Annotated in this window: 16 protein-coding genes; 8 read left to right on the top strand and 8 right to left on the bottom strand. The window is 74.4% G+C overall.

All coding sequences use genetic code 11. From position 1 onward, the window contains the following. Positions 1-27: 27 nt before the first annotated feature. Both EAD89_RS12690 and EAD89_RS12685 read left to right on the top strand, forming a co-directional pair. On the top strand, positions 28-2,589 hold the full coding sequence (locus EAD89_RS12690) for an FtsK/SpoIIIE domain-containing protein (protein ID WP_121675847.1): 2,562 nt from the start codon (positions 28-30) through the stop codon (positions 2,587-2,589). Positions 2,590-2,617: 28 nt separating this feature from the next. After that, the gene (locus EAD89_RS12685; RefSeq protein ID WP_121675846.1) at positions 2,618-3,337 is read left to right on the top strand and encodes a hypothetical protein; all 720 of its coding nucleotides are present in this window, start codon (positions 2,618-2,620) and stop codon (positions 3,335-3,337) included. Positions 3,338-3,391: 54 nt separating this feature from the next. On the opposite strand, the gene folE is transcribed toward EAD89_RS12685, so the two are convergent. The 4 genes from folE to EAD89_RS30730 all read right to left on the bottom strand — a co-directional run bounded on the left by folE (position 3,392) and on the right by EAD89_RS30730 (position 7,397). Further along, positions 3,392-4,057 (bottom strand): GTP cyclohydrolase I FolE, encoded by a 666-nt coding sequence (folE, locus tag EAD89_RS12680; protein ID WP_121675845.1) that lies wholly within the window; start codon positions 4,055-4,057, stop codon positions 3,392-3,394. 35 nt (positions 4,058-4,092) lie between these two features. Continuing rightward, positions 4,093-6,111, bottom strand: a complete 2,019-nt coding sequence (gene ftsH / locus EAD89_RS12675; RefSeq protein WP_121653630.1) for an ATP-dependent zinc metalloprotease FtsH — start codon at positions 6,109-6,111, stop codon at positions 4,093-4,095. 472 nt (positions 6,112-6,583) lie between these two features. Then, positions 6,584-7,159, bottom strand: a complete 576-nt coding sequence (hpt, locus tag EAD89_RS12670) for a hypoxanthine phosphoribosyltransferase (protein ID WP_074315138.1) — start codon at positions 7,157-7,159, stop codon at positions 6,584-6,586. A gap of 100 nt (positions 7,160-7,259) precedes the next feature. After that, a complete protein-coding gene (locus tag EAD89_RS30730; protein WP_199733497.1) occupies positions 7,260-7,397 on the bottom strand; it encodes a hypothetical protein in 138 nt (45 codons plus the stop codon). 150 nt (positions 7,398-7,547) lie between these two features. On the opposite strand from EAD89_RS30730, the gene EAD89_RS12660 reads away from it, so the two are divergent. Continuing rightward, positions 7,548-8,510, top strand: a complete 963-nt coding sequence (locus EAD89_RS12660; protein ID WP_121675843.1) for a GlxA family transcriptional regulator — start codon at positions 7,548-7,550, stop codon at positions 8,508-8,510. Positions 8,511-8,616: 106 nt separating this feature from the next. Here the strand turns inward: EAD89_RS12660 and tilS are convergent, their stop codons facing one another. From tilS to dacB, 3 genes are all read right to left on the bottom strand, one after another. Next, on the bottom strand, positions 8,617-9,612 hold the full coding sequence (gene tilS / locus EAD89_RS12655) for a tRNA lysidine(34) synthetase TilS (RefSeq protein WP_121675842.1): 996 nt from the start codon (positions 9,610-9,612) through the stop codon (positions 8,617-8,619). Positions 9,613-9,622: 10 nt separating this feature from the next. Continuing rightward, complete coding sequence (locus EAD89_RS12650) at positions 9,623-10,693, bottom strand: zinc-dependent metalloprotease (RefSeq protein WP_121653634.1); 1,071 nt, start codon at positions 10,691-10,693, stop codon at positions 9,623-9,625. 157 nt (positions 10,694-10,850) lie between these two features. Further along, positions 10,851-12,281 carry a D-alanyl-D-alanine carboxypeptidase/D-alanyl-D-alanine-endopeptidase gene (dacB, locus tag EAD89_RS12645; RefSeq protein WP_121675841.1) on the bottom strand — a complete coding sequence of 477 codons (1,431 nt, stop codon included), beginning with the start codon at positions 12,279-12,281 and terminating at the stop codon, positions 10,851-10,853. 621 nt (positions 12,282-12,902) lie between these two features. Between dacB and EAD89_RS12640 the strand changes: the two genes are divergently transcribed. Next, the gene (locus tag EAD89_RS12640; RefSeq protein WP_121656698.1) at positions 12,903-13,409 is read left to right on the top strand and encodes an inorganic diphosphatase; all 507 of its coding nucleotides are present in this window, start codon (positions 12,903-12,905) and stop codon (positions 13,407-13,409) included. A 31-nt stretch (positions 13,410-13,440) separates the two neighbouring features. Here the strand turns inward: EAD89_RS12640 and eccD are convergent, their stop codons facing one another. Continuing rightward, entirely contained in the window at positions 13,441-14,844 is a 1,404-nt protein-coding gene (gene eccD / locus EAD89_RS12635; protein WP_121675840.1) for a type VII secretion integral membrane protein EccD, read from the bottom strand. Between the two features lie 101 nt (positions 14,845-14,945). On the opposite strand from eccD, the gene eccCa reads away from it, so the two are divergent. The 4 genes from eccCa to EAD89_RS12615 all read left to right on the top strand — a co-directional run bounded on the left by eccCa (position 14,946) and on the right by EAD89_RS12615 (position 21,935). Beyond that, a complete protein-coding gene (gene eccCa / locus EAD89_RS12630) occupies positions 14,946-18,929 on the top strand; it encodes a type VII secretion protein EccCa (RefSeq protein WP_121675839.1) in 3,984 nt (1,327 codons plus the stop codon). Between the two features lie 70 nt (positions 18,930-18,999). After that, a complete protein-coding gene (gene mycP, locus EAD89_RS12625) occupies positions 19,000-20,340 on the top strand; it encodes a type VII secretion-associated serine protease mycosin (RefSeq protein WP_233578573.1) in 1,341 nt (446 codons plus the stop codon). A 55-nt stretch (positions 20,341-20,395) separates the two neighbouring features. Continuing rightward, positions 20,396-21,190, top strand: a complete 795-nt coding sequence (locus tag EAD89_RS12620; protein WP_121675837.1) for a phosphatase PAP2 family protein — start codon at positions 20,396-20,398, stop codon at positions 21,188-21,190. 37 nt (positions 21,191-21,227) lie between these two features. Continuing rightward, entirely contained in the window at positions 21,228-21,935 is a 708-nt protein-coding gene (locus EAD89_RS12615) for a phosphatase PAP2 family protein (protein ID WP_121675836.1), read from the top strand. Positions 21,936-21,938: the final 3 nt, after the last annotated feature.

Raw genomic sequence — 21,938 nt, 5'->3', positions numbered from 1 at the left:
GGAGGGGTTGCCAACCTCGGACAGGGGGTGGACGCGGTGGCCGGTCCGAAGGCACGCACGAACCGCGCCGCAGCCCTGCACCGTCGGGCGGCGGCCGTCGCCACCGCTGCGGCCGGCATCCTCGACGAGATCCGACCGGCTCCCGCCGATCAGCGCCGCCAGTACGAGGTGGCCGACCGGCTGCGGGCGGTCGCCGCGCGGCTGGCTCCGGGATGGTCGGGGGCGGCCCTGGACTCGCTGACCGTGGATTCGCCGGCCGGCGACGGTCCGCCGGCTTTCGTGCGGGTCGGCACCGCGGCGCCCCTGGACGATGCCCGCTTTCCTGCGCTGGTGCCGCTGGTCGGCGCCGGGCACCTGAGTGTGGACGCCGACGCCCGGGAACCGCGGGTGGCCGGGTTGCTTCGGGCTGTGCTGCTGCGGTCGCTGGGGGCGGCACCGGCGGGTGCCCTGCTGGTGCGCGCGGTGGACGCCACGGCGGGTGTGCTCGCCCCGTTCGGGGCGCTGGCGGATGCCGGCCTGTTGCCGCCACCGGCGGTGGACGTGGCGGGTCTGCGCGCGGTGCTGACCGAGGCGGAGCAGTGGGTCACGCCGGGGGCGAGCGGTCGACGCCGGCACGACCGGACGTTGTTGCTGGTGGTCGCCGCGCTGCCGGAGCTGACCGGCCCTACCGACCTGGCCCGGATCGAGGCGTTGGCCGAGCAGGGGCCGGCGGCCGGGCTGCATCTGGTGGTGGCCGGCTGGCCGCCCGCCGGCCCGTACGCGGCCCGGGGGCCACTGCCGCGCGCCACGCCGCTGGTGCTGCGCAACGCGTACGCGCTGCTCGGGGATCCACCGGGGGCGTCCTTCGCGAGCCCGGGCGCCGATCCCCCGGGCGGGTTGAACTCGCCGGTGTTCGTCGAGTCGGATCCGCCGGCCGATCTGGTCGACGCGGTCTGTCGGCGGCTCGCCGCGCAGGTGGAGGCGGGCTCCCGGCTGGCCCTGGCGGATCTGCTGCCGGCGACGGGTGAGCGACTGTGGGAGTCGGATCCGGCCGACGGGTTGACCACCACGGTCGGTGACGCCGGGGGGCGTCCGGTGCCGCTGGGCTTCACGGAGCTGACCCCGCACTGGCTGGTCAGCGGCCGTTCCGGTGCGGGTCGCGCGGCGTTCCTGACCACGGCGCTGCTCGGGCTCGCCGCCCGGTACGGCCCGGACGACCTGGCGCTCTACCTGGTGGATCTGGGCGACGGTGAGTCCTTCGTGGAGTTCCTCCAGACCGAGCGGGACCGGTCCTGGATTCCGCAGGTGCGGGCGGCCGCGATGGCCGCTGATCGGGAGTACGTCCGGGACCTGCTCGATCAGTTGACGGTCGAGGTGCAGCGTCGGACCGAGGCTGGCGGGCGCGCCGGTGGGCAACGCTTCGCGGAGCTGCGCCAGCACCGGCCGCTGCCCCGGATCGTGTGTGTGCTGGACAATCTGCCGCTGATCTTCGCCGAGCGGGACCGGCTGGCCTCGGAGGTGGCCGCCCAGCTGGACGGGCTGGCCCGCGCCGGCCGGGCGTACGGCGTGCACCTGGTGCTGGCCGGCGCGGGTGAGCTGGGGCTCAGTGGCCGGGCGGACGCCGGGCATCGGGATCCGGTGCTCGGCCAGTTCCCGGTGCGGGTGGCGCTGCCGGGCGGCGGCCCGGTGCTGGAACCGACCAACGACTCGGCCGCCGGCCTGCCGGTGGGCAGCGCGGTGGTGAACACCGCTGGCGGGCTCGGCGGCCCGCGGGGCGCGATCCGCGGTCACGAACGGTTGATCCGCCACCCCGATCCGCAGGACCACCCGGAGGTGGTGGATCGGCTGCGGCACGAGTTGTGGACGGCACGGCCGGCCGGGTCACTGCCGCCGGTGGTGTTCGCCGGGTACGCCCGTCCGTCGTTGGGCAACGACCCGCGACACCGGGCGGCGTTGGCCGGCCAGGCGCACGGGCCGGCGGCTCTGCTCGGCCGGGCGGTGGACGTGGCTCGCTCGACGGTCGCCGTACCGCTGGGGCCGGCGGCGGGGCGCAACCTCGCGGTGCTGGGATCGGGCCCGGCGGCGGGCGGGCTGCTGGCGACGGCGGCGCGGAGCACGGCGGACCACCACTCGCCGGGCACCGCCCGGTTCCTGGTGGCGGCGCCCGACCCGGGTTCCCGGCCGCTCGCCGAGGCGTTGACGGCGGAGCTGGCCGTCCGCCATCCGGCCACCATGGTGGACCTGCCGACGCTGCTCGCGGACGCGGACGATGAGCTGCCGACCTACCTCGTCGTTTTCGGCCTGGACCGGCCGGGGCCCCGCGAGCTGCCGGTGGACCGGCTGCGCGCGCTGCTGCGGGACGGGCCGCCGTCGGGTCGGCACCTGCTGGGCTGGTGGCGCGCGGTGCCACCGTTCGCCGCGTTGCTGGAGCCGGACGGCGAGGTGGACAAGCTCGCGGCCGTGGCCGTGCTGGACGTGCCGGCGGCCCAGCTCGCCGCGGTCTTCGGTCGGCCGGTGGAGTGGCGGGCCCGTCCCGACCGGGCGGTGCTCTGGGACGGGCCGGACGAGCGGGGCACGGTGCTGGTGCCGTTCGCCGATGAGGCCAGGTGATCCGGTGGTGCGCGCGGGGGGTGTCGGGGTGGGTCCGAACGCGACGGTGACCGGGCCGGGACGGCAGCGGGCCGGCGACCCGGACGGGGACCTCGCGCCAGCGGGCGCGGAGCCCACCACGGCCTGGTCGGAGTATCTCGCCGCGGCCCGCCAGTTGGACGGGGTACGCCGCAGCGCGGCAGCCGCCGCCGGTGAACAGGCCCGTTCGGCCGAGGCCGCCCGGGAGGAGCTGACGGTGGTCCGCACCGGGCTGGCGAGCCAGCAGGAGCGGCTGCGTGAGCTGGGCGTACCGGCGATTTCGCTGGTGCCGTCCCCGCCGGAGCTGACCGAGGCCGCCCGGTCGATGGCCGGCGGCCCGGCGGCGGTGCTGGCGGCGCTGCGGACCGCGCGGGGTCGGGCCGAGGCGGCGGACGCGGCGCTGGCCGCGCGCGGCCGGTTCCGCCCGGGGTCCTGGCCGGCCCGGGGACGCAACCTCCTGATGTACGGGCCTCTGGCGCTGCTGGTGCCGATGATCCAGGTCGTGGTGTTCGTGGCGACCGGAACGGGCCCGGCCAGTGTGGCGGCCCTGATCTGTGGGCTGCCGATGCCGGCGGTCGCCTTCGTCGCCGGCTGGGTGGGCATCGGGCGGGTGTTCCGCGCCGGCCCGGGCGAGCGGCTGGACCGCACGGTGCGTTTCGGCGCGCTGGTGTGCCTGGTGCCGGCGGTGCTGGTCACGGCCGGCCTGTTACTGGCCCTGCTGGCCGGCTGACGCGACGACCGGCCGTCCCGGGGTGGGTCGGCCGGCCGTTGACGCGTCCGGGTGTCAGCGAGGGATGATCAACGCCATCGCCTCGGCCCGCGACTTCGGGTCGTGCTGCAGGGTGCCGCGCACGGCCGACGTGATGGTCTGGGCACCCGACTTCTGGATGCCGCGCATCGCCATGCACATGTGCTCGCACTCCAGCACGACGACGACGCCGCGCGGGGAGAGTTTGCTCATCAGCAGATCGGCGACCTGCGAGGTGAGCCGCTCCTGCACCTGCGGCCGGCGGGCGAAGACCTCGACCAGCCGGGCCAGCTTGGACAGGCCGGTGATCCGTCCGTCCGGGCCGGGGATGTAGCCGATGTGCGCGCTGCCGCGGAACGGCAGCAGGTGGTGTTCGCAGAGGCTCATCACGTCGATGTCCCGGACGATCACCAGCTCTTCGTGGTTGGCCTCGAAGGTGGTGCTGAGCACCTGGGCCGGGTCGACCCGCAGGCCGGCGAAGAGCTCGGCGTACGCCCGGGCGACCCGGGCCGGGGTCTGCTGGAGGCCGTCGCGGTCCGGGTCCTCCCCGACCGCGATCAGGATCTCCCGGACCGCCTTCTCGATCCGGCCCAGGTCGATCGCGTCCTCGACCGGGCGGCCGGTCAGCCTGCCGCTGATCAGCCGTGCGGCCACGTAGTCCAGCCCGTCGTCGCCGTCGGGCTCGGTCGCGGAGACGGCCAGCTCCCGGTGAGGGGAGCTGGCCGTCGGGTCGCTGCTCAGTGCGTGCCGTCCGAGTTGTTGGACGAGGCGCCGCCGCCGACCGACGCCTGCGCGCCGTCGGCCTGGGCCTGCGCCTTGAGCTTGTCCTTCTCCGCAGGGGTGAGCACGGGCGGCTCGGTGGAGGGCTGGCGCTTGCCGAAGCCGTTGTACGGCGCCAGCGGCGGGCGCTTGACCACCCGCGCGCAGATCCGGGCCATGTCGGCGGTGGAGAGGGTCTCCTTCTCCATCAGCTCGAGCACGATGTTGTCCAGGACGTCCCGGTACTCGACCAGGATCTCCCAGGCCTCGTCGTGCGCCAGCTCGACCAGCGCCCGCATCTCGCCGTCGATCTCGGCGGCCACCGAGTCCGAGTAGTCCCGCTCGTGGCCCATGTTGCGGCCGAGGAACGGCTCGTCCCCGCTGGTGCCGTACTTGATCGCACCGAGCTTGGAGCTCATGCCGTACTGGGTGATCATCGCGCGGGCCAGTTGGGTGGCCTTCTCGATGTCGTTCCCGGCGCCGGTGGTCGGCTCGTGGAAGACCAGCTCCTCGGCGGCCCGACCACCCAGCGCGTACGCCAGGGTGTCGATCATCTCGGCGCGGGTCTGGGTGTACTTGTCCTCGGTGGGGAGCACCAGGGTGTGGCCCAGCGAGCGGCCACGGGACAGGATCGTCACCTTGTGCACCGGCGCGGCGTGCGGCAGCGCCCAGGCGACCAGCGCGTGCCCACCCTCGTGGTACGCGGTGATCTTCTTTTCCTGGTCGCTCATGACCCGGGTCCGTCGCTGCGGACCGGCGATCACCCGGTCGATCGACTCTTCCAGCGAGTCGTTGGTGATCGCCCGCTGGTCCTTGCGGGCGGTGAGCAGGGCCGACTCGTTGATCACGTTGGCCAGGTCGGCGCCGCTGAAGCCCGGGGTACGCCGGGCCACCGAGTCGAGGTCGACGTCGGGGGTGAACGGCTTGCCCTTGGCGTGCACCCGCAGGATGGCCTTGCGGCCCTCCATGTCGGGGGCGTCCACCGGGATCTGCCGGTCGAACCGGCCCGGGCGCAGCAGCGCCGGGTCGAGGATGTCCGGCCGGTTGGTGGCCGCGATCAGGATGACCCCGCCCTTGGTGTCGAAGCCGTCCATCTCGACGAGCAGCTGGTTGAGCGTCTGCTCGCGCTCGTCGTGACCGCCGCCCATGCCGGCGCCGCGGTGCCGGCCGACGGCGTCGATCTCGTCGACGAAGACGATCGCCGGAGCGTTCGCCTTGGCCTGCTCGAACAGGTCGCGGACCCGGCTGGCGCCGACACCGACGAACATCTCCACGAAGTCGGAGCCGGAGATGGAGTAGAAGGGCACCCCGGCCTCGCCGGCGACCGCGCGGGCCAGCAGCGTCTTGCCGGTGCCGGGCGGGCCGAACAGCAGCACGCCCTTCGGGATCTTGGCGCCCAGGGCCTGGTACTTCGCCGGGTTCTGCAGGAAGTCCTTGATCTCGTGCAGCTCCTCGACGGCCTCCTCGGCACCCGCGACGTCCGCGAAGGTCGTCTTCGGAGTGTCCTTGGTGATCATCTTCGCCTTGGACTTGCCGAAGTTGAGCACCCGGGAGCCGCCGCCCTGCATCTGCGACATGAAGAACAGCAGCAGGAGCACGAGCAGCGCGATCGGCAGCAGGTTGACCAGCAAGCTCACCCAGATGCTGTCCGACGAGACCTTGGCGTCGGCCGGGCCGGTGACCCGGTTGGCCGCCTTGGCGTCCAGCACCTCGTTCCAGACCTCGTCGCCCACCTGGTACGGGAACTGGGCCTCGATCTTGTTGGTGGTGGTCTCGCCGAACTTCGTCTTCTGGGCCAGGTCCAGCTGGAGCGTCTGCTCCTTGTCCTGGAAGACGACCTTATTGATCTTGGCGGTGTGGAGCTGGTCGAGCGCAACGGAAGTGTCCACGCGGTGGTAGCTGGGACCAGCGGTGAACAACTGACTGAGCACAACGGCGCCGAGGATGACCAGGATGATCCAGACCACCGGTCGGCGGAAGAAACGCGTACGTTCCATACTGTTGTCGAGCGCCGGAGCGCCCGCATCCTCCTGATCGACGTCCTGACCGTCTGATGGTGTTGCCGCATTTTGAGCGGCGGCCGGGGCCGCCGTGCGGGCCGGCCTCGACCCCGAGGCGCAAAACTGCCGCGCCGCGGTCATTCGACGGTACACCGTGTACGCGAGGAGTGAGCTTGCGAGCCCCGCACTCGGCGCACCTTCGCATCGACGGCGCGCACCGTGGGCAGGCTCACCAGCCCTCACCGGAACGTACGGCGGGTCCGGGCAGAAGCCGGCGTGGCGGAGAGTCCGGCCCGGCCACCCGAACGCCCGGTAACGCGGTCGAGGGGGTCGGGCGCGAAGTAACCTCCGCGCCACCGGGCTCCACGGTAGCCGGAACAGCTGAGAGCGCGCTGAACGTCGGCTTGACGGATGCCGATGCGAGTTGACCTCACACCGCCGCCGGGCGGCGGTTGTGGGCCGGCCGGCGTCAGGACCGGGCGTAGACCTCGGGCTTGAGCACCCCGACGTACGGCAGCTCCCGGTAGCGCTCACCGAAGTCCAGGCCGTACCCGACCACGAACTCGGTCGGGATGTCGAAGCCGACGTACTTGACCGGGACCGGCACCCGGACCGCGTCGGGCTTGCGGAACAGCGCGACCACCTCGACGCTCGCCGCGGAGCGGGACTCCAGGTAGCGCAGCAGCCACGAGAGCGTCAGCCCGGAGTCGACGATGTCCTCGACGACCACCACGTGCCGCCCGGCGATGTCCCGGTCGAGGTCCTTGAGGATGCGGACCACGCCGGAGGAGGTGGTGCCCTGGCCATAGGAGGAGATGGCCATGAAGTCCAGCTCGGCCGGGGGGCCGTTGCGACCCAACGCCCGGGCGAAGTCCGCCATGAACATCACCGCGCCCTTGAGCACGCAGACCAGCAGCAGTCCGTCGCCCACGTGGGCGTAGTCGGCGGAGACCTGTTTGGCCAGTTCCGCCGTCTTCTCGCGGATCTGCGCCTCGGAAATGATCACGTGGTCGATGTCGGCGTCGTACCAGGAGCCGTCAGCCATGACTCCTAGCCTGCCGTACGTCTGATGGCCCCCGTCGGCGGGGCCGCACCTTTTGGCGCGGTCCCGCCCTGGATTTTTCTCGCAAAGGCCATCAAACACATCAGCTGGTACGGGACCGCCAGCGGCGGCCGTCCTCGCTGGGCTTCCAGTCGGCCGAATCGTGACTGTCGGCGGTGAGGCCGGCCGCCGAGGCGGCGACGAGCAGGACGAGGAACAGGAGGAAGAGCAGGAACTCCATGGCGGCGCTCGCTTTCGCATGGTTGCTGTCGGTTTCGCCGCCGGTGCGCACCGGACTGAGACCAGTCTGCGACGACTCACGTCGATCGAACAGTGGCAGAGATGCCACTGGGCATCGATTTTCTGCCATCGATCGGGTTACCCTCGTCACATGCTTCGTTCCGTGGCCGTCCTCGCCCTCGACCAGGTCGCCCCGTTCGAGCTCGGCGTGCTCGCCGAGGTGTTCGGCACCGACCGCACGGCCGACGGCTTCCCCGGTTACCGCTTCCACGTGTGCAGCCCGGACGGCGCGCCCGTGCGCACCTCGTCCGGCTTCCACCTCACGCCACACGCCGACCTCGGCCCCGTGGAGGAGGCCGACCTGGTGGCCGTTCCCGCGCACAGCCAGGGCACCGAGGTTCCCGGCCCGGTGCTCGACGCGCTGCGCCGGGCCGACGCGCGCGGCGCGCACCTGTTCAGCGTCTGCTCCGGCGCCTTCCTGCTCGGCGCGGCCGGGCTGCTCGACGACCGGGAGTGCACCACGCATTGGCGGTACGTCGACGAGTTGCAGAGCCGACACCCGGCCGCCCGGGTGCGCTGCAACTCGCTGTACGTCCAGGACGGTCGGCTGCTCACCAGCGCCGGCACGGCGGCCGGCATCGACGCCTGCCTGCACCTGGTCCGTCAGGAGCACGGCTCGGCCACCGCCACCCGGCTGGCCAGACGGATGGTGGTCCCGCCGCACCGCGACGGCGGCCAGTCGCAGTACGTCGAGGCACCCATCCCGAAGGCGCCCGAGGCGCCGACCCTGGAACCGGTGCTGGAGTGGCTGATGGGACACCTGGACCGGACGATCACCGTTGAGGAGCTGGCTGCCAGGGCCGGCATGGCTCCGCGTACGTTCGCCCGCCGGTTCCGGGCCGAGACCGGCACCACCCCGCACGACTGGCTCACCAACCAGCGGGTGCTCCTGGCCCGACGGCTGCTGGAGGAGACCCCGTTGAGCGTGGAGGCGGTCGCCGACCAGGCCGGCTTCAGCGACGCGGCGGCGCTGCGCCACCACTTCAGTCGCCGGGTGGGCGCCACCCCGCACGGCTACCGGACCACCTTCCGCGACCGGACGCACACCGCCTGAGGCACACCGGCCCGGTGCCACCACTCGGAGAGCCTCTGCTCTGCTTCACTCCACGCAACACCTGGCCGGCCGCTGGGTTGCGCCGGTTGAAGCAGAGCAGAGGGGCTCAGTCAGGTGGGTCCACGGGCGCCAGCCGGTCGGCACGGCGCAGCACGCGCAGACCACCCGGCAGATCGGCGGGGCCCTGACCGTGCCACCGGGTGACCAGGGCGTCCAGCGCGTCGACATGCCGGTACGAGAGGGCACCGGCAACCGCACCCAGCTCACGCGCCCAGGCATGCAGCACCCGGCCGCGTAGCGCGAGGGCCAGATCGGCCAGCGCCGGTACCGAGAGCCCGCCCGCGGGATGCCGGGCCGCCGCCAGCGCCGCCTGCGCCAGGTCGTCGAGGGCGGCGTTGTCGGCCGCCACCAGCCGGGCGGTACGCGCCAGATTGTCCAGAACGCCCGGCCCGAGTGCCCGCACCAGCGCCGGCAGCACGTCCGCCCGCACCCGGGACCGGGCGTACGACGGATCGGTGTTGTGCGGGTCCTGCCACGGGCTCAACCCGAGCACCTCACACGCGGCGCGGGTCTGCTCCCGGCCGATCTCCAGCAGCGGGCGCAGCAGCGGCACCCCGGACATCTCCCGCCGGGCGGGCATCCCGGCCAGACCGCGTGGACCGGCGCCCCGGGCCAGCGCGAGCAGCACGGTCTCCGCCTGATCGTCCCGGGTGTGCCCGGTGAGCACCGCGACCGCGCCCTGCTCCCCGGCGACCTCGGTCAACGCCTGGTAGCGGGCCTCCCGGGCGGCCGCTTCAGGTCCACCCGGCCGCCCGGCCACGTCCACCCGGACCACCGTCACCGGCGCGAACCCGGCCTCCCGGGCCCAGGCGGCCACCTCCCCGGCGCGCTGCGCCGAGCCGGCCTGGAGGCCGTGGTCGACGGTCACCAGGCCGGCGGTCCGATTCAGCCGGGGCGCCACGAACGCGGCGGCCGCGGCAAGGGCGAGCGAATCGGCGCCGCCCGAGCAGGCGACGAGCACCGGCCCGCCGGACGGCAGACCGGTCAGCGCGCGGCGGACCGCCACCCGGATCGCGGCCACGGGCGGGGCGAGCGCGGCCACCGGCGGACGGTCAGCCGGCGGCCGGGAAGGTGCCGGCCGGGCCGTGCACCCGGGCCACCCAGGCGTCCGGATCGCCCAGCTCGGAGAGCCGGGGCAGGGTGAGTGGCGAGTTGAAGATCGAGTTGAAGCCGTCCATGCCGACCCGCTCGACCACGCCGTGCACGAACTTGCGCCCCTCGGCGTACTGGCGCATCTTGACGTCCACACCGAGCAGCCGGCGGATCGCCTTCTCCAGCGGGTTGCCCGCCTCGCGGCGACGGTTGAACGACGCCCGGATCCGCTCCACGCTCGGAATCACCTGCGGGCCAACGCCGTCCATGACGAACTCGGCGTGCCCCTCCAGCAGGGTCATCAGCGCGGTGAGCCGGTCCAGCACCGCCCGCTGCGCCGGGGTCTGCACGATGTCCAGCACGCTGGTGCGGCTCTCCGGGTCGCGGATCGCATCGGACAGGGTCGCCACCCCACGCCGCAGCCGCTCGACCAGGTGCTCGCCGCCGCTGGACGAGGCGTCCACGAACGCCTGCACCTCGCTCAGGAAGTAGGCCCGCATCCATGGCACCGCGGTGAACTGGGTCCGGTGGGTGACCTCGTGCAGGCACACCCAGAGCCGGAAGTCCCTCGGGTCGGCGCCGAGCTTGCGCTCCACCTCGACGATGTTCGGCGCGACCAACAGCAGCTGGCCCGGGTCGGCGGAGAAGACCTCGTACTGGCCGAGCACCCGGCCGGACAGGTAGGCGAGCACCGTGCCGGCCTGCACCCCGGTCAACCGGGACCCGATCGCCTCGGTCAGCGCGCCCGGCTGCTTGTCGCCGGAGAGCCGGCTGACCAGCGGGGTGATCACCTCACGTAGCCCGGCGATGTTGGTGGCGGCCCAGTCCCGTCGGTCGACCACCCGCACCGGCGGATGCGCCACCTGCGCACGCAGCCCCGTGTAGTCGGCCACGTGCCCAGCTGCCTCGTCGGTCAGCCGCCGCAGGTCGCCGACCACGTCGGTGGCCTCGGTGTACGACACCCGGGGGCCCGACTTGCTCAACGCCCCCGCTGTGGCGGCGGCCAGATCCCAGTCCACGAACTGCGCCATGGACCCACCGTACCCGCGCCGCAACACCCTGGCCCGGGCTCGCGACGGCGGTCGAGGCGTCCACCACCGGTGCGAGCCGGGGCCGGCAACGGTGCGAGCCGGGGCCGGCAACGGTGCGAGCCGGGGCCGGCAACGGTGGCAGCCGGGCCGGCGACGGTCAGCGGCAGCCGCAGTTGGCCAGCGCGGCGGCGATCCGGTCGAGCGCCGGTTGGGCGGTGTCCGTGCCACCGGGCACCTTGTCGGTGAGCACGGCGAACGTGAGCAACCGGCCGTCGGCCGTGGTGACCAGGCCCGCGATGGCGTGCACGCCGGTCAGCGTGCCGGTCTTGGCCCGTACGGCGCCCGCGCCCGCACCGGTCCCGGGCGCTCCCCGGTAGCGGTCGTCCAGGGTGCCGGACCAACCGCCGACCGGCAGGCCGCCGAAGATGCCCGCCAGCTCCGGATGGTCGGGGCTGGCGGCCAGCCGGACCAGGTCGGTCAGCACCGACGGGCTGATCCGGTTGCGGCGGGACAGCCCACTGCCGTCGGAGAGGTTGATCTCCTCGGCGGGCAGGCCCAGCTCGGCCACCTCCGCGTCCATGGCGGCGGCGGCCCCGTCGAACGAGGCCGGCTGGTTGCGGGCCAGCGCGACCTGGCGGGCCAGCGCTTCGGCCAGGATGTTGTCGCTCTCGCTGATCATGATGTCGACCAGCCGGATCAGCGGCGGGGACTGCACCACTCCCAGCTCGGTGCCGGGCGCGGGAGAGGACCCACCGGCTGCCGCGGTGGGCGGGGCCGTGCCGCGCTCGACCGTGTCGGCCGGTACGCCGAGCAGGCGCGCGAACGACCGGCCGGCGGCCAGGTCGGGCTCGCTGACCCGCTCGGCTCCGCCGCTCCCGACGCTCGGGTCCCGGCGCGCGCCGTCGGTCATCAGCGCGGTGATCGCGCCGCCGTACCCGCCGGTGGGGATGTCGGCGTCCCAGCCGGGGCCGTAGCGCGGGCCGGAGTAGATCGATCCGTCGACGGTGACGCTGGTCGGTGCGACGCCGCCGAGCGCGGTACGTACCTGGGCGGCCAGGTCGTCGAGGCGCGCGGCACCCGGGTAGTAGCCCTTCTTGTCGACCGCGAGGGTGGTGTCGCCGCCACCGACGATGACCACCTCGCCGGGCTTCGCGCCGGCCACCGCCCGGGTCGGAATCCGGTAGCCCGGGCCACGCGCGGCCAGCACGGTCACCCCGGTCGCCAGCTTGGTGACCGAGGCGGGCACCGTCCCGTCGTCCGCCCCCTTGGCGAACAGCGTCTGGCCGGAGGTCACGTCGGCCACCGAGACGTTCACCCGGTCACCCAGGTCGGCCACCCCGACCAGCGGGTCCAGCGCGGCGCGTACCCCGTCGGGGCTGGGCAGGGGGGCGTTCGGATCCGGGCCGGCGAGCACGTCCGACGGGTCCGGCTCCGCGGACGCGCCGGCGGTCGGCGCGGGCCCGGCGTCGTCGCCCAGCCAGCCGGCGACCGGGCCGGGCCGGGTCACGCCGACCCCGACGCCGGCGAGCACCAGCAGCAACACCAGGGCCAGGACCACCGGCAGCCGCCGGCGCGGCGCGGCGGGCATGGGAGGTGGCACGGCGTCGGTGGACGCGGGAGGTGGCACGGCGCCGGTGGACGCGGGAGGCGGCGCGGCACCGGTGGACGCGGGCAGCGCGGAGATCGGCGGGCCCAGCGGCGGGGCGCCGGTCGGGAGCGGGATGGTCGACTCGTCGCCGGGCGGCGGGAGGCCCGGGGCCGGGCTGGTCGGGATCGCGGCCCTCCCGCTGGGCGGGGCGCTCGTGGGCCGGTTGCTGTCGAGGGCCGGGAAACGACCCGTGTTCGGGCCTACGGGAGCCGACCCCCCGGGTGGACGCCAGGGCAGCGGCGGGGGACGTTCGGGAACCGACTCCGGCACCGGAGGCGACGGCTCCGCCGCCCGGGGAAGGTGGGCGTCAGGCACCGGGACCCTACCGGTGGCACCACCGGAGCCGGATCGTCCGGTACCGCGCGCGGCGCCCCCGTCCGGGCGGTAGTGTGAATCTTCCCTCCCCACGACCCCCTCCTCCCCCAGCGAAAATCGGCTTGGGTGACACTACTTCGGTCCGAAGACTATGCGGCGGTCGGAGTCGGCGGGTGGGCATTCGCCTGTCCGAGGGGCCGCCAAGTGTTTCCGTTAGCCAGCGTGGGCAGACGAGGGAGCGTGCAGATGGATTTCGACGTGACGGTTGAGATCCCCAAGGGTCACCGGAACAAGTACGAGGTGGACCACGCGACCGGCCGGATCCGGCTGGACCGCACCCTCTTCACGTCCACCCAGTACCCGGCGGACTACGGGTTCATTGAGGGCACGCTGGGCGAGGACGGCGACCCGCTGGACGCCCTGGTGCTGGTCCCCGAGCCGACCTTCCCGGGCTGCCTCATCCGCTGCCGCACCATCGGCATGTTCCGGATGACGGACGAGAAGGGCGGCGACGACAAGGTCCTCTGCGTGCCCTACGAGGACCCCCGTCAGGAGCACCTGCGCGACATCCACCACCTGGGCGAGTTCGACCGGCTGGAGATCCAGCACTTCTTCGAGGTGTACAAGGACCTGGAGCCCGGCAAGTCGGTGGAGGGCGCGACCTGGGTCGGCCGCACCGAGGCCGAGGCCGAGATCCACGCCTCCTACCAGCGGGCCCGCGACGCCGAGGCCCGCGGCGAATCCACACACTGACGTTCGCTGACGTGCCGGGCCCGGGAGTCGCTCAACCGAGCAGCCCCCGGGCCCGGTCGTACAGGTCGAGCACCGCGCAGGCGATCGGCACCACGGCGACCACCAGCGCGGTGTCGGTCAGGTCCGCGATCCGGCCCAGGTACGGCGAGACCGGCCGGTGGGCGTACCCGGTGCCGGCCGCGACAGCCACCAGGGCCAGCGCCGCCCCACCGAGGACCAGTGCCAGGCGCCCGGCGTCGTCGGCCCGACCGACCAGCACCGCGCCCAGCACCGCGTAGCCGGCCAGACCGGCGAGTACCGCCGGCACCCGGTGCCGCAGCGCCACGAACAGCCGCGACCGCAGCAGCAGCACGGCCGAGGTCACCGCCACGAGCACCCGGCCGGCGGTCCCGCCGGCCACCCCCAGCACCGCCGCCGCGGCCACCGCCAGCAGGGCGTGCCCGAGCAGCATTCCGGTGAGCATCTCCTCGGTGCGGGTCACCGCCGCGTGGACCCGGCTCCGGTCCGGCAGGTCCCGGGCCGGCTCCGGCTCCGCCGCGGGGGCGGCGGCCGGCAGGGTGATCGGCGGCAACGGCAGCTTGCCCAGCCGGATGGCCAGCAGCGGGATCGCCCCCACGGCGAAGACCAACGTGCTGAGCAGCACCGCCGCCGTGCCGGCCGGGGTCAACAGCAGCCCGCCGAGCGCCACCCCGGCCCCGAGCAGCCCCACCGTGACGCCGGCCACGAAGACCCGCAGCCGGCTGGCCACCCCGAGCAGCCCCAGCAGCGCGACCAGCAGGAGCGCCGCCGAACCGGCCAGCAGTTCGGGCGCGCCGACCCAGCGCACCGGCCCGAACAGGCCGACCGGGTCGCCCGAGCCGACCGCGAGGGCGCCGGCCACGAACGCGTACGGCAGGGCGTAGCCGCCGAGCGTCGCCCCGGCGGCACCGTCGCCGTTGGCGCGGGAGGCGACCGTGCCAGCCACCGTGAGCAGCACCGCCACCACGGCCGCGGCCAGCCAGCCGCCGCGGTGCGCCGGACCGCCGGCGAGCAGGGCGAGCAGCCCGACGGCGAGCGGCACCGCGGCGCCGGCCAGGCCGGCCGTCCGGGTGGCGGTGGGCGACCAGGCGCCGCCCCGGCGACGGGCGCCGTCGGCGATCGCCTCCACCACGTCGTCGTACTCCAGCTCGGGCCAGTGGGCGCGGGCCGGCACGAGGTGGAGCACCTCACCGTCACGGACCCCCTGCGGCAGCAGCGCCTGAGCGGTCGCCAGCAGCGCGCCGTCGGTGCGGCGCAGGACCCAGCCGCCGTGCCGTTCGCCGTCGTCGGCCAGCCCCTCACCGGCGTGCCGGAGCACGTCGGGCAGCAGCTCGGCCAGGGGCACCTGCTCCGGCAGGGCGACGTCCACCCGTCGTTGCGGCGCGCTGATGGTGACGCGGGCCAGCCCGGTTGTCATCGACTGGTCTCCATATCGAGGGGGATCAGAGGCTGCGCGGACGACAGGACTTTACCTACCATGAGCCAGGCTCGGGTTACCCAGCGCTGTCAGGAGGCCGAGTGTCCACCGTCGTCATCAAGCGCCCGCCCCGCCGGCCGGCGCCGGAGATCCCGACCGGTGAGCTGCCGGTCGAGGCGCCGCCGGAGATCCCGGCGGTGACCGGTGGACGGTGGCAGCAGATGCTCATGCTGCTGCCCATGCTCGGCGGCACGGTGGCGATGGCGATGATGTTCGGCCGGGGCGGCGGCGCCTACTCGTACGTGGTGGGCGGAATGTTCGGGCTCTCCTCGTTGGCGATGCTGGTGACCTCCTGGGGCAGCGCGTCGGGCACCCCCAAGAAGTCCGAGATGATGGCGGCCCGCCGCGAATACCTGCGCCACCTCGCCACGCTGCGCGGTCGGGTCCGGCGGACCGTCGGGCAGCAGCGGGCCGGGCTCTACTACCGACACCCGGACCCGGGTCGACTGTGGTCGACGGTGGACAGCCACCGGGTCTGGGAGCGGCGGCCCGCCGACCCGGACTTCGCGGTGGTCCGGGTCGCGGTCGGCCCGCAGACGCTGGCCACCCCGCTCATCCCACCGGTCACCCGACCGCTGGAGGAGTTGGAGCCGATGACCGCCGGCGCGCTGCGCCGCTTCCTGGACGCGTACTCGGTGGTGCCGGACCTGCCGGTGGCGCTGTCGCTGCGCAGTTTCGCCCGCGTGTACGTGCGGACCGGCCCCCGCTCCGGCGGTGTCCCGGCCACCGGCGGGCCGCCCACCGGCGACCGGGCCGCGCAGGCGCTGGTCCGGGCGGTGCTGACCCAGCTGGCCGTGTTCCACGCGCCCGACGAGCTGCTGGTCGCGATCTGCGCCGGGCCGGAACGCCGGGCCGTCTGGGAATGGGTGAAGTGGCTCCCGCACGCCCACCATCCCGGCCGCACCGACGCGCTCGGCCCGGTCCGGCTGGTCACCAGCTCCGCCGCCGAGCTGGAACGGCTGCTCGGCGACGTGCTGACCAGCCGGTCCCGGTTCAGCCCGGCCGGCCCGGCCACCGACGGCCCCCATGTGGTGGTCGTCCTCGACGGCGGCGACCTGACCGGTGCCACCGACCTGACCGGCGACGGCGGCATCGACGCGGTCACCGTCCTGGACCTGGACACGCCGCCGCCGCGCCTGCTCGACCGGTACGCGCTGCTGCTGGAGCTGCGCGGCCGGCGGCTGCACTCCTGGTCGATCGAGGGGCACGCCGAGGTGGGCACCGCCGACCAGCTCGACCCCGCCGACGCCGAGGCGGTCGCCCGACGGCTGGCGCCCTTGCGGCTGGCCGGCACGGCGCGTGGGCCGGACGCCCCGCTCCAGGCCGAGCTGGGCCTTCCCGAGCTGCTCGGCCTCGGCGACCCGGAGAGCTTCACAGCCGAGCAGGGCTGGGCGCCGCGCTCGGCCCGGGACCGGCTGCGGGTGCCGATCGGGGTGGGCGTCGACGGCGGCGCCATCGAGCTGGACCTCAAGGAGTCCGCCCAGGACGGGATGGGCCCGCACGGCCTGCTCATCGGAGCCACCGGCTCCGGCAAGTCCGAGCTGCTGCGCACGCTGGTGCTGGGGTTGGCGGTCACGCACAGCTCCGAGCAGCTCAACTTCGTGCTGGTCGACTTCAAGGGCGGCGCCACCTTCGCCTCGTTCGACCGGCTGCCGCACACCGCCGCCGTGATCACCAACCTGGCCGACGCGCTACCCCTGGTCGACCGGATGGTGGACGCGATCAACGGGGAGCTGATCCGCCGCCAGGAACTGCTGCGGCGGGCCGGCAACTTCGCCAGCGTGCGCGACTACGAGCGGGCCCGCGCGGCCGGCACCCCGCTGGCGCCGCTGCCCTCCCTGCTGCTGATCTGCGACGAGTTCTCCGAGCTGCTCTCCGCCAAACCCGACTTCATCGACCTGTTCGTGCAGATCGGCCGCCTGGGCCGGTCACTCGGCGTGCATCTGCTGCTGGCCAGCCAGCGCCTGGAGGAGGGGCGCCTACGGGGGCTCGACACCCACCTGTCGTACCGGATCGGGTTGCGGACCTTCTCCGCCCTGGAGTCCCGGACCGTGCTCGGGGTGCCGGACGCGCACGAGCTGCCCCGCTCGCCGGGCCACGGCTACCTGCGTGCCGGCACGGACCCGCTGGCCCGGTTCCGGGCCGCGTACGTCTCCGGCGCGGTCCGCCGTCGGACCGCGCCGGCCGGGGCCACCGCCGGGGGCGGCGCCCGCCTGCTCACGTTCACCACCCACGTCGTGCCGGTGCCCGAGCCGGCCAGCCCGGTCGCGCCCGCGGTGGCCGAGGAGGAGATCGGCCGGGAGACCCTGCTCGACCTGCTGGTCGACCGGCTCGTCGGGCAGGGCCCACCCGCCCACCAGGTCTGGCTCCCGCCGCTCGGCCAGCCGCCGGCCCTGGACGACCTGCTCGGCCCGGTCGAGGTCGACCCGGCGCGTGGTCTCACCGTGGGCAACCCGGAGCTGCACGGCGCGCTGGGGGTGCCGGTGGCCATGGTGGACAAGCCACTGGAGCAGCGCTGGGACCTGCTCTGGCTGGCGCTGGACGGCGCGGCCGGGCACGTCGCGGTGGTCGGGGCGCCGCAGAGCGGCAAGTCCACCGCGCTGCGCACGTTGATCTGCGCGCTGGCGCTCACCCACACCCCGGCCGAGGTGCAGGTCTACTGCCTCGACTTCGGCGGCGGAGGGCTGGCCGCGCTCCGCGACCTGCCGCACGTGGGCGGGGTGACGGGCCGCGCCGACCCGACGGCGGTGCGGCGCACCGTGGGCGAGATGACCACCCTGCTGGCCGACCGGGAACGCCGCTTCGCCGAGCTGGGTGTGGAGTCGATGGCCGCGTACCGGCAGCGCCGGGCCTCGGCGGGGACGGCCAGCCAGCCGGGGGCCGACCCGTTCGGTGACGTCTTCCTGGTGATCGACGGCTGGAGCACGGTGCGCGGCGAGTACGACGACCTGGAGCCACTGGTCACCGAGCTGGCCACCCGGGGCCTGTCGTACGGGCTGCACGTGGTGGCCACGGCGCTGCGCTGGCTGGACTTCCGGCCGGCGATCCGGGACCTGTTCGGCTCCCGGCTGGAGCTGCGCCTCGGCGACCCGGCCGACTCGCTGGTGGCCCGGCGGGCCGCCGCGAACGTGCCCGAGCGGCCGGGTCGGGGGGTGACCGCGGAGAGCCTGCACTTCCTCACGGCGCTACCCCAGCTCGCCGCCGCTGGCGGGGACACCGCAGACCTGGTCAAGCGGGTCGCCGGCAGCTGGGCGGGTTCTCCGGCGCCCCGGGTGCGGCTGCTGCCGCCGGTGCTGCCGTACGCCGAATTGGACCTCGCGGCGACGACCGGGTTGCGGCTGCCGATCGGCATCGCCGAGGCGGACCTGCGCCCGGTGCTGCTCGACTTCGCCACCGAGCCGCATTTCGTGGTCTTCGGGGACGCGGAGTGCGGCAAGTCGTCGTTCCTGCGTGCGCTGGCCACCTCGATCATCACCCGGTTCGCCCCGGAGCAGGCCCGGGTGATCCTGGTCGACTACCGGCGCAGCCTGCTCGGCGCCATCGAGGCGCCGCACCTGATCGGCTACGGCACCGCTGCGGCGCGCACCGCCGAGCTGATCGAGTCGGCCGCCGGCTACCTGGAGCGGCGAGCCCCGGGTCCGGAGGTCACCCCCCAGCAGTTGCGTGACCGGTCCTGGTGGTCCGGGCCGGAGCTTTTCGTGCTGGTGGACGACTACGACCTGGTGGCGGCCGGTCCGGCGAACCCGTTGCGGGCCCTGGAGGACCACCTGCCGCACGCGCGCGACGTCGGCCTGCACCTGGTGCTGGCCCGCCGGTCCGGCGGCGCGGGCCGGGCCCAGTACGAGCCGATCGTGCAGCGCCTGCGGGAGCTGTCCACGGCCGGCCTGGTGATGGCGGGCAGCCCGGAGGAGGGCGCACTGGTCGGCCCGGTCCGGCCCGGGCCGCTGCCACCCGGCCGTGGCCGGTTGGTCACCCGGCGGGACGGTGTACGCCTCGTCCAGCTCGCTCAGCTGCCACCGACGTGACCCGTCTCCCCGGTTCCTCCCGTGACAGGTGGGGAAACCGGTAATCTCCGATCGTCATGGTTCCGTCGGGATGAGGGCTGAGGATGTGACTGGGGTTCGGCACAGCTGTCCGGCAGCGGCCCGACGGGCGACCGGCCGGATGCTGCTCGGTGTGGTGGCGGTGCTCGCCGTCGCGGCTCCGGCCGCGGCCGTCGCGCCCGTTTCCGTGCCCGCCACCGGTGGTCAGCTCGCCAGCGCGCCGATGGCGTTCGCCCCCGGTGACAGCGTGAGCCGCACCGACCAGGTCCGTGACGAGCAGTGGCAGCTCGACGAGCTGCGCGCCGAGACGGCCTGGCGCAGCTCGACCGGGCGGGGTGTGACCGTCGCGGTCATCGACTCCGGAGTGGACGCCAGCCATCCCGACCTGGTCGGGCAGGTGCTGTCCGGCACCGACCTGGTCGGCCCCGACGCCGCCGGCCCGGATCCGGTGGGGCACGGCACCACCGTCGCGGGCCTGATCGCCGGTCGGAAGGACGACAAGCGGGGAGTGGTCGGGCTGGCGCCGGACGCCCGGATCCTGCCGGTACGCGTGCTCGACGACGAGAACCGGTACGACGACGCGCTGATCGTCGCCCAGGGGGTGCGTTGGGCGGTCGACCATGGCGCCAGCGTGATCAACCTGTCGCTGGGCGGCAGCGGCGACAGCCCCGCCCTGGCCGCGGCGCTGGACTACGCGTTCGCCCGGGACGTGGTGGTCATCGCCTGCACCGGCAACCTGGCCACCTCCACCAACTCCAAGGTCTGGTATCCGGCCCGCGAGCCGGGCGTGATCGCGGTCGCCGGCCTGGAACGCAGCAGCGACAATCTCTGGTCCGGTTCCATCACCGGCCGCGCGACGGTGCTCACCGCTCCCGCCACCGGCCTGGTCGGCGCCCGTCCCCCGGGCGGGTACTGGCGGGTGCAGGGCACCAGCTTCGCGGCGCCGCTGGTGACCGCCACCGCCGCGCTGGTGCGGTCCCGTTACCCGCGGATGCCCGCCGGCGAGGTGGTCAACCGGCTGCTGGCCACCGCGCGCGACCTCGGCCCGACCGGGCGGGACGACCGCTTCGGGTACGGGATGGTGGACCCGGTGGCCGCGCTGACCGCGCAGGTCCCGCCGGTGACCGTCAACCCGTTGGACGACCTGACGTCGCCGGGCGTGGTCGGCTTCGGCCCGGCCCCCGGTTCCGCCGACAACGACCCGGTGACCGGCGCCGGCAGCGACCCGCTCGGCCTCACCGCACCCCGGCAGCAGACCCGGTGGACGGCCCGGGCGGCCGGCGCGCAGGCCGAATCCGCGCCGGAGCGCCTGTGGACCGGCGCCGCGCTCCTCGTCGCCCTGATCACCGGCGCGGCGTTGATGGTGCGCCGGTTCCGCCAGCGGGCCCGCTGAATCGCCGCCGGAGCCGCAGGGCTGAGCGCACCGTCGGTGGGGTAGAACCGTCCCCATGAACACCCCCGGCCCGCGCACCCTGGACCGCGCCCACCACCCGTCCTGGTGGTGGCGGCGCCGCCTCGACCCGGACCATTCGCTGGGCCTGCGGCTTACCCTGGCCGCGGCGGCGGCATTCCTGGTGCTGGTGCCGTTCGCGCTGCTCGCCCTGCTGGTGCTCGGGGGCTGGGCGCCCCTGCACCGGCTGGACGCGACGGTCACCGACGCGCTGCACGGCTACGCGCTCGACCATCCGGCCTGGGTCGCGGTGATGCGGATCTGGACCGAGGTGTTCGCACCGATGCCGCTGCGGGCCGTCGCCCTGCTCGTGGTGATCTGGCTGCTGCGCCGGGGAGCCCGGCGGCTCGCCCTGTGGGTGACCACCACCATGGTGGTGGGCGGATTGATCGGCCCGCTGCTCAAGCTGCTCGTCGGCCGGGACCGGCCGGACCTGCTCGACCCGGTCGCCCGGGCCGCCGGCTACGCGTTCCCCTCCGGGCACGCGCTGAACGCCACCCTGACGGCCGGGGTGCTGCTGCTGGTGTTGCTGCCGTACGCCCGGCGGGGGCGGTGGCGGGTCGCGCTCTGGGTCGCCGCGGTGCTGGTCGCCGCGCTGACCGGCCTGAGCCGGGTGGCACTCGGCGTGCACTGGGCCAGTGACGTGCTGGGCGGGTGGCTGCTCGGTACGGCGGTGGTCGCCGCGACCACGGCCGCGTTCACCAGCTGGCGGGCGCACACCGGCCTGCGCCCGGTCCAACCCACCACCGAAGGCGTCGCGCCGGAGGTCGAGCGGCACCCCGAAGCCACCTGAGGCGTGCGTACGGCGCCCGCCGGGTACTGGCCGGGCCATGTCCGACACCGTGGTCCAGATCGTCCGGCGGGTGCTGCTGCCGGTGACCCTCCTGCTCGGCGTCATGGTGCTGCTCGGGGTCCTGGTCACCCGGGTGTTCGCCCGGACCTGGCCGTTCACCGTGGAGGACGGGGTGAACCGGGAACTCGCCGCCGACCGCACCAACGGCTGGAACGACGTGTCGCTGGTCTTCAGCACGCTCGCCAGCACCCAGATGATCGTCGTGGTCACCGTGCTGGTGGCGCTGGCGCTACGGCTCTGGCTGGGCCGCTGGCGGGAGCCGCTCTTCCTGTGCGCGGCGGTGACCGCCCAGGCGCTGGTGTTCCTGCTGACCACGCTGGCGATCGACCGGCGCCGGCCGGCGGTCGAGCACATGGACGTCTCTCCGCCCACGTCCAGCTTCCCGTCCGGGCACACCTCGGCGGCGGTGGCGCTCTACGTCGGCATCGCCGTGCTGCTGGCGCTGCGGTCGCGGCGTACCGGGGCGAAGGTGGCCTGGTGGACGCTGCTGCTGGTGGTGCCGCTGGGCGTGGCGCTGACCCGGATGTACCGGGGGATGCACCACCCGAGCGACGTGGTCGCGTCCTTCCTCAACGGCGGCACCTGCGTCGCGATCATGGCGCGGAGTGTGCTGGACCGCGGGGTGCGGTGGGGACGGGCGCAGCTGCCCGCGACGGGGCGACCCGCCGAACCGGCCCGGAGCTGACCC

Source organism: Micromonospora sp. BL4, assembly GCF_003667505.1.
GTDB lineage: Bacteria > Actinomycetota > Actinomycetes > Mycobacteriales > Micromonosporaceae > Micromonospora.
Note: the sequence above shows the minus strand (reverse complement) of the source record. Positions and strands in the feature narration are given on the sequence as shown.

Bases quoted from the DNA above. Each gene is read 5' to 3' on its own strand.
- ftsH (WP_121653630.1), bottom strand. From the start codon at position 6,111: ATGGAACGTACGCGTTTCTTCCGCCGACCGGTGGTCTGGATCATCCTG.
- EAD89_RS12650 (WP_121653634.1), bottom strand. From the start codon at position 10,693: ATGGCGCAGTTCGTGGACTGGGATCTGGCCGCCGCCACAGCGGGGGCG.
- eccD (WP_121675840.1), bottom strand. From the start codon at position 14,844: ATGACAACCGGGCTGGCCCGCGTCACCATCAGCGCGCCGCAACGACGG.
- EAD89_RS30730 (WP_199733497.1), bottom strand. From the start codon at position 7,397: ATGGAGTTCCTGCTCTTCCTCCTGTTCCTCGTCCTGCTCGTCGCCGCC.
- EAD89_RS12620 (WP_121675837.1), top strand. From the start codon at position 20,396: ATGAACACCCCCGGCCCGCGCACCCTGGACCGCGCCCACCACCCGTCC.
- mycP (WP_233578573.1), top strand. From the start codon at position 19,000: ATGAGGGCTGAGGATGTGACTGGGGTTCGGCACAGCTGTCCGGCAGCG.
- dacB (WP_121675841.1), bottom strand. From the start codon at position 12,281: ATGCCCGCCGCGCCGCGCCGGCGGCTGCCGGTGGTCCTGGCCCTGGTG.
- EAD89_RS12615 (WP_121675836.1), top strand. From the start codon at position 21,228: ATGTCCGACACCGTGGTCCAGATCGTCCGGCGGGTGCTGCTGCCGGTG.
- EAD89_RS12660 (WP_121675843.1), top strand. From the start codon at position 7,548: ATGCTTCGTTCCGTGGCCGTCCTCGCCCTCGACCAGGTCGCCCCGTTC.
- EAD89_RS12640 (WP_121656698.1), top strand. From the start codon at position 12,903: ATGGATTTCGACGTGACGGTTGAGATCCCCAAGGGTCACCGGAACAAG.
- hpt (WP_074315138.1), bottom strand. From the start codon at position 7,159: ATGGCTGACGGCTCCTGGTACGACGCCGACATCGACCACGTGATCATT.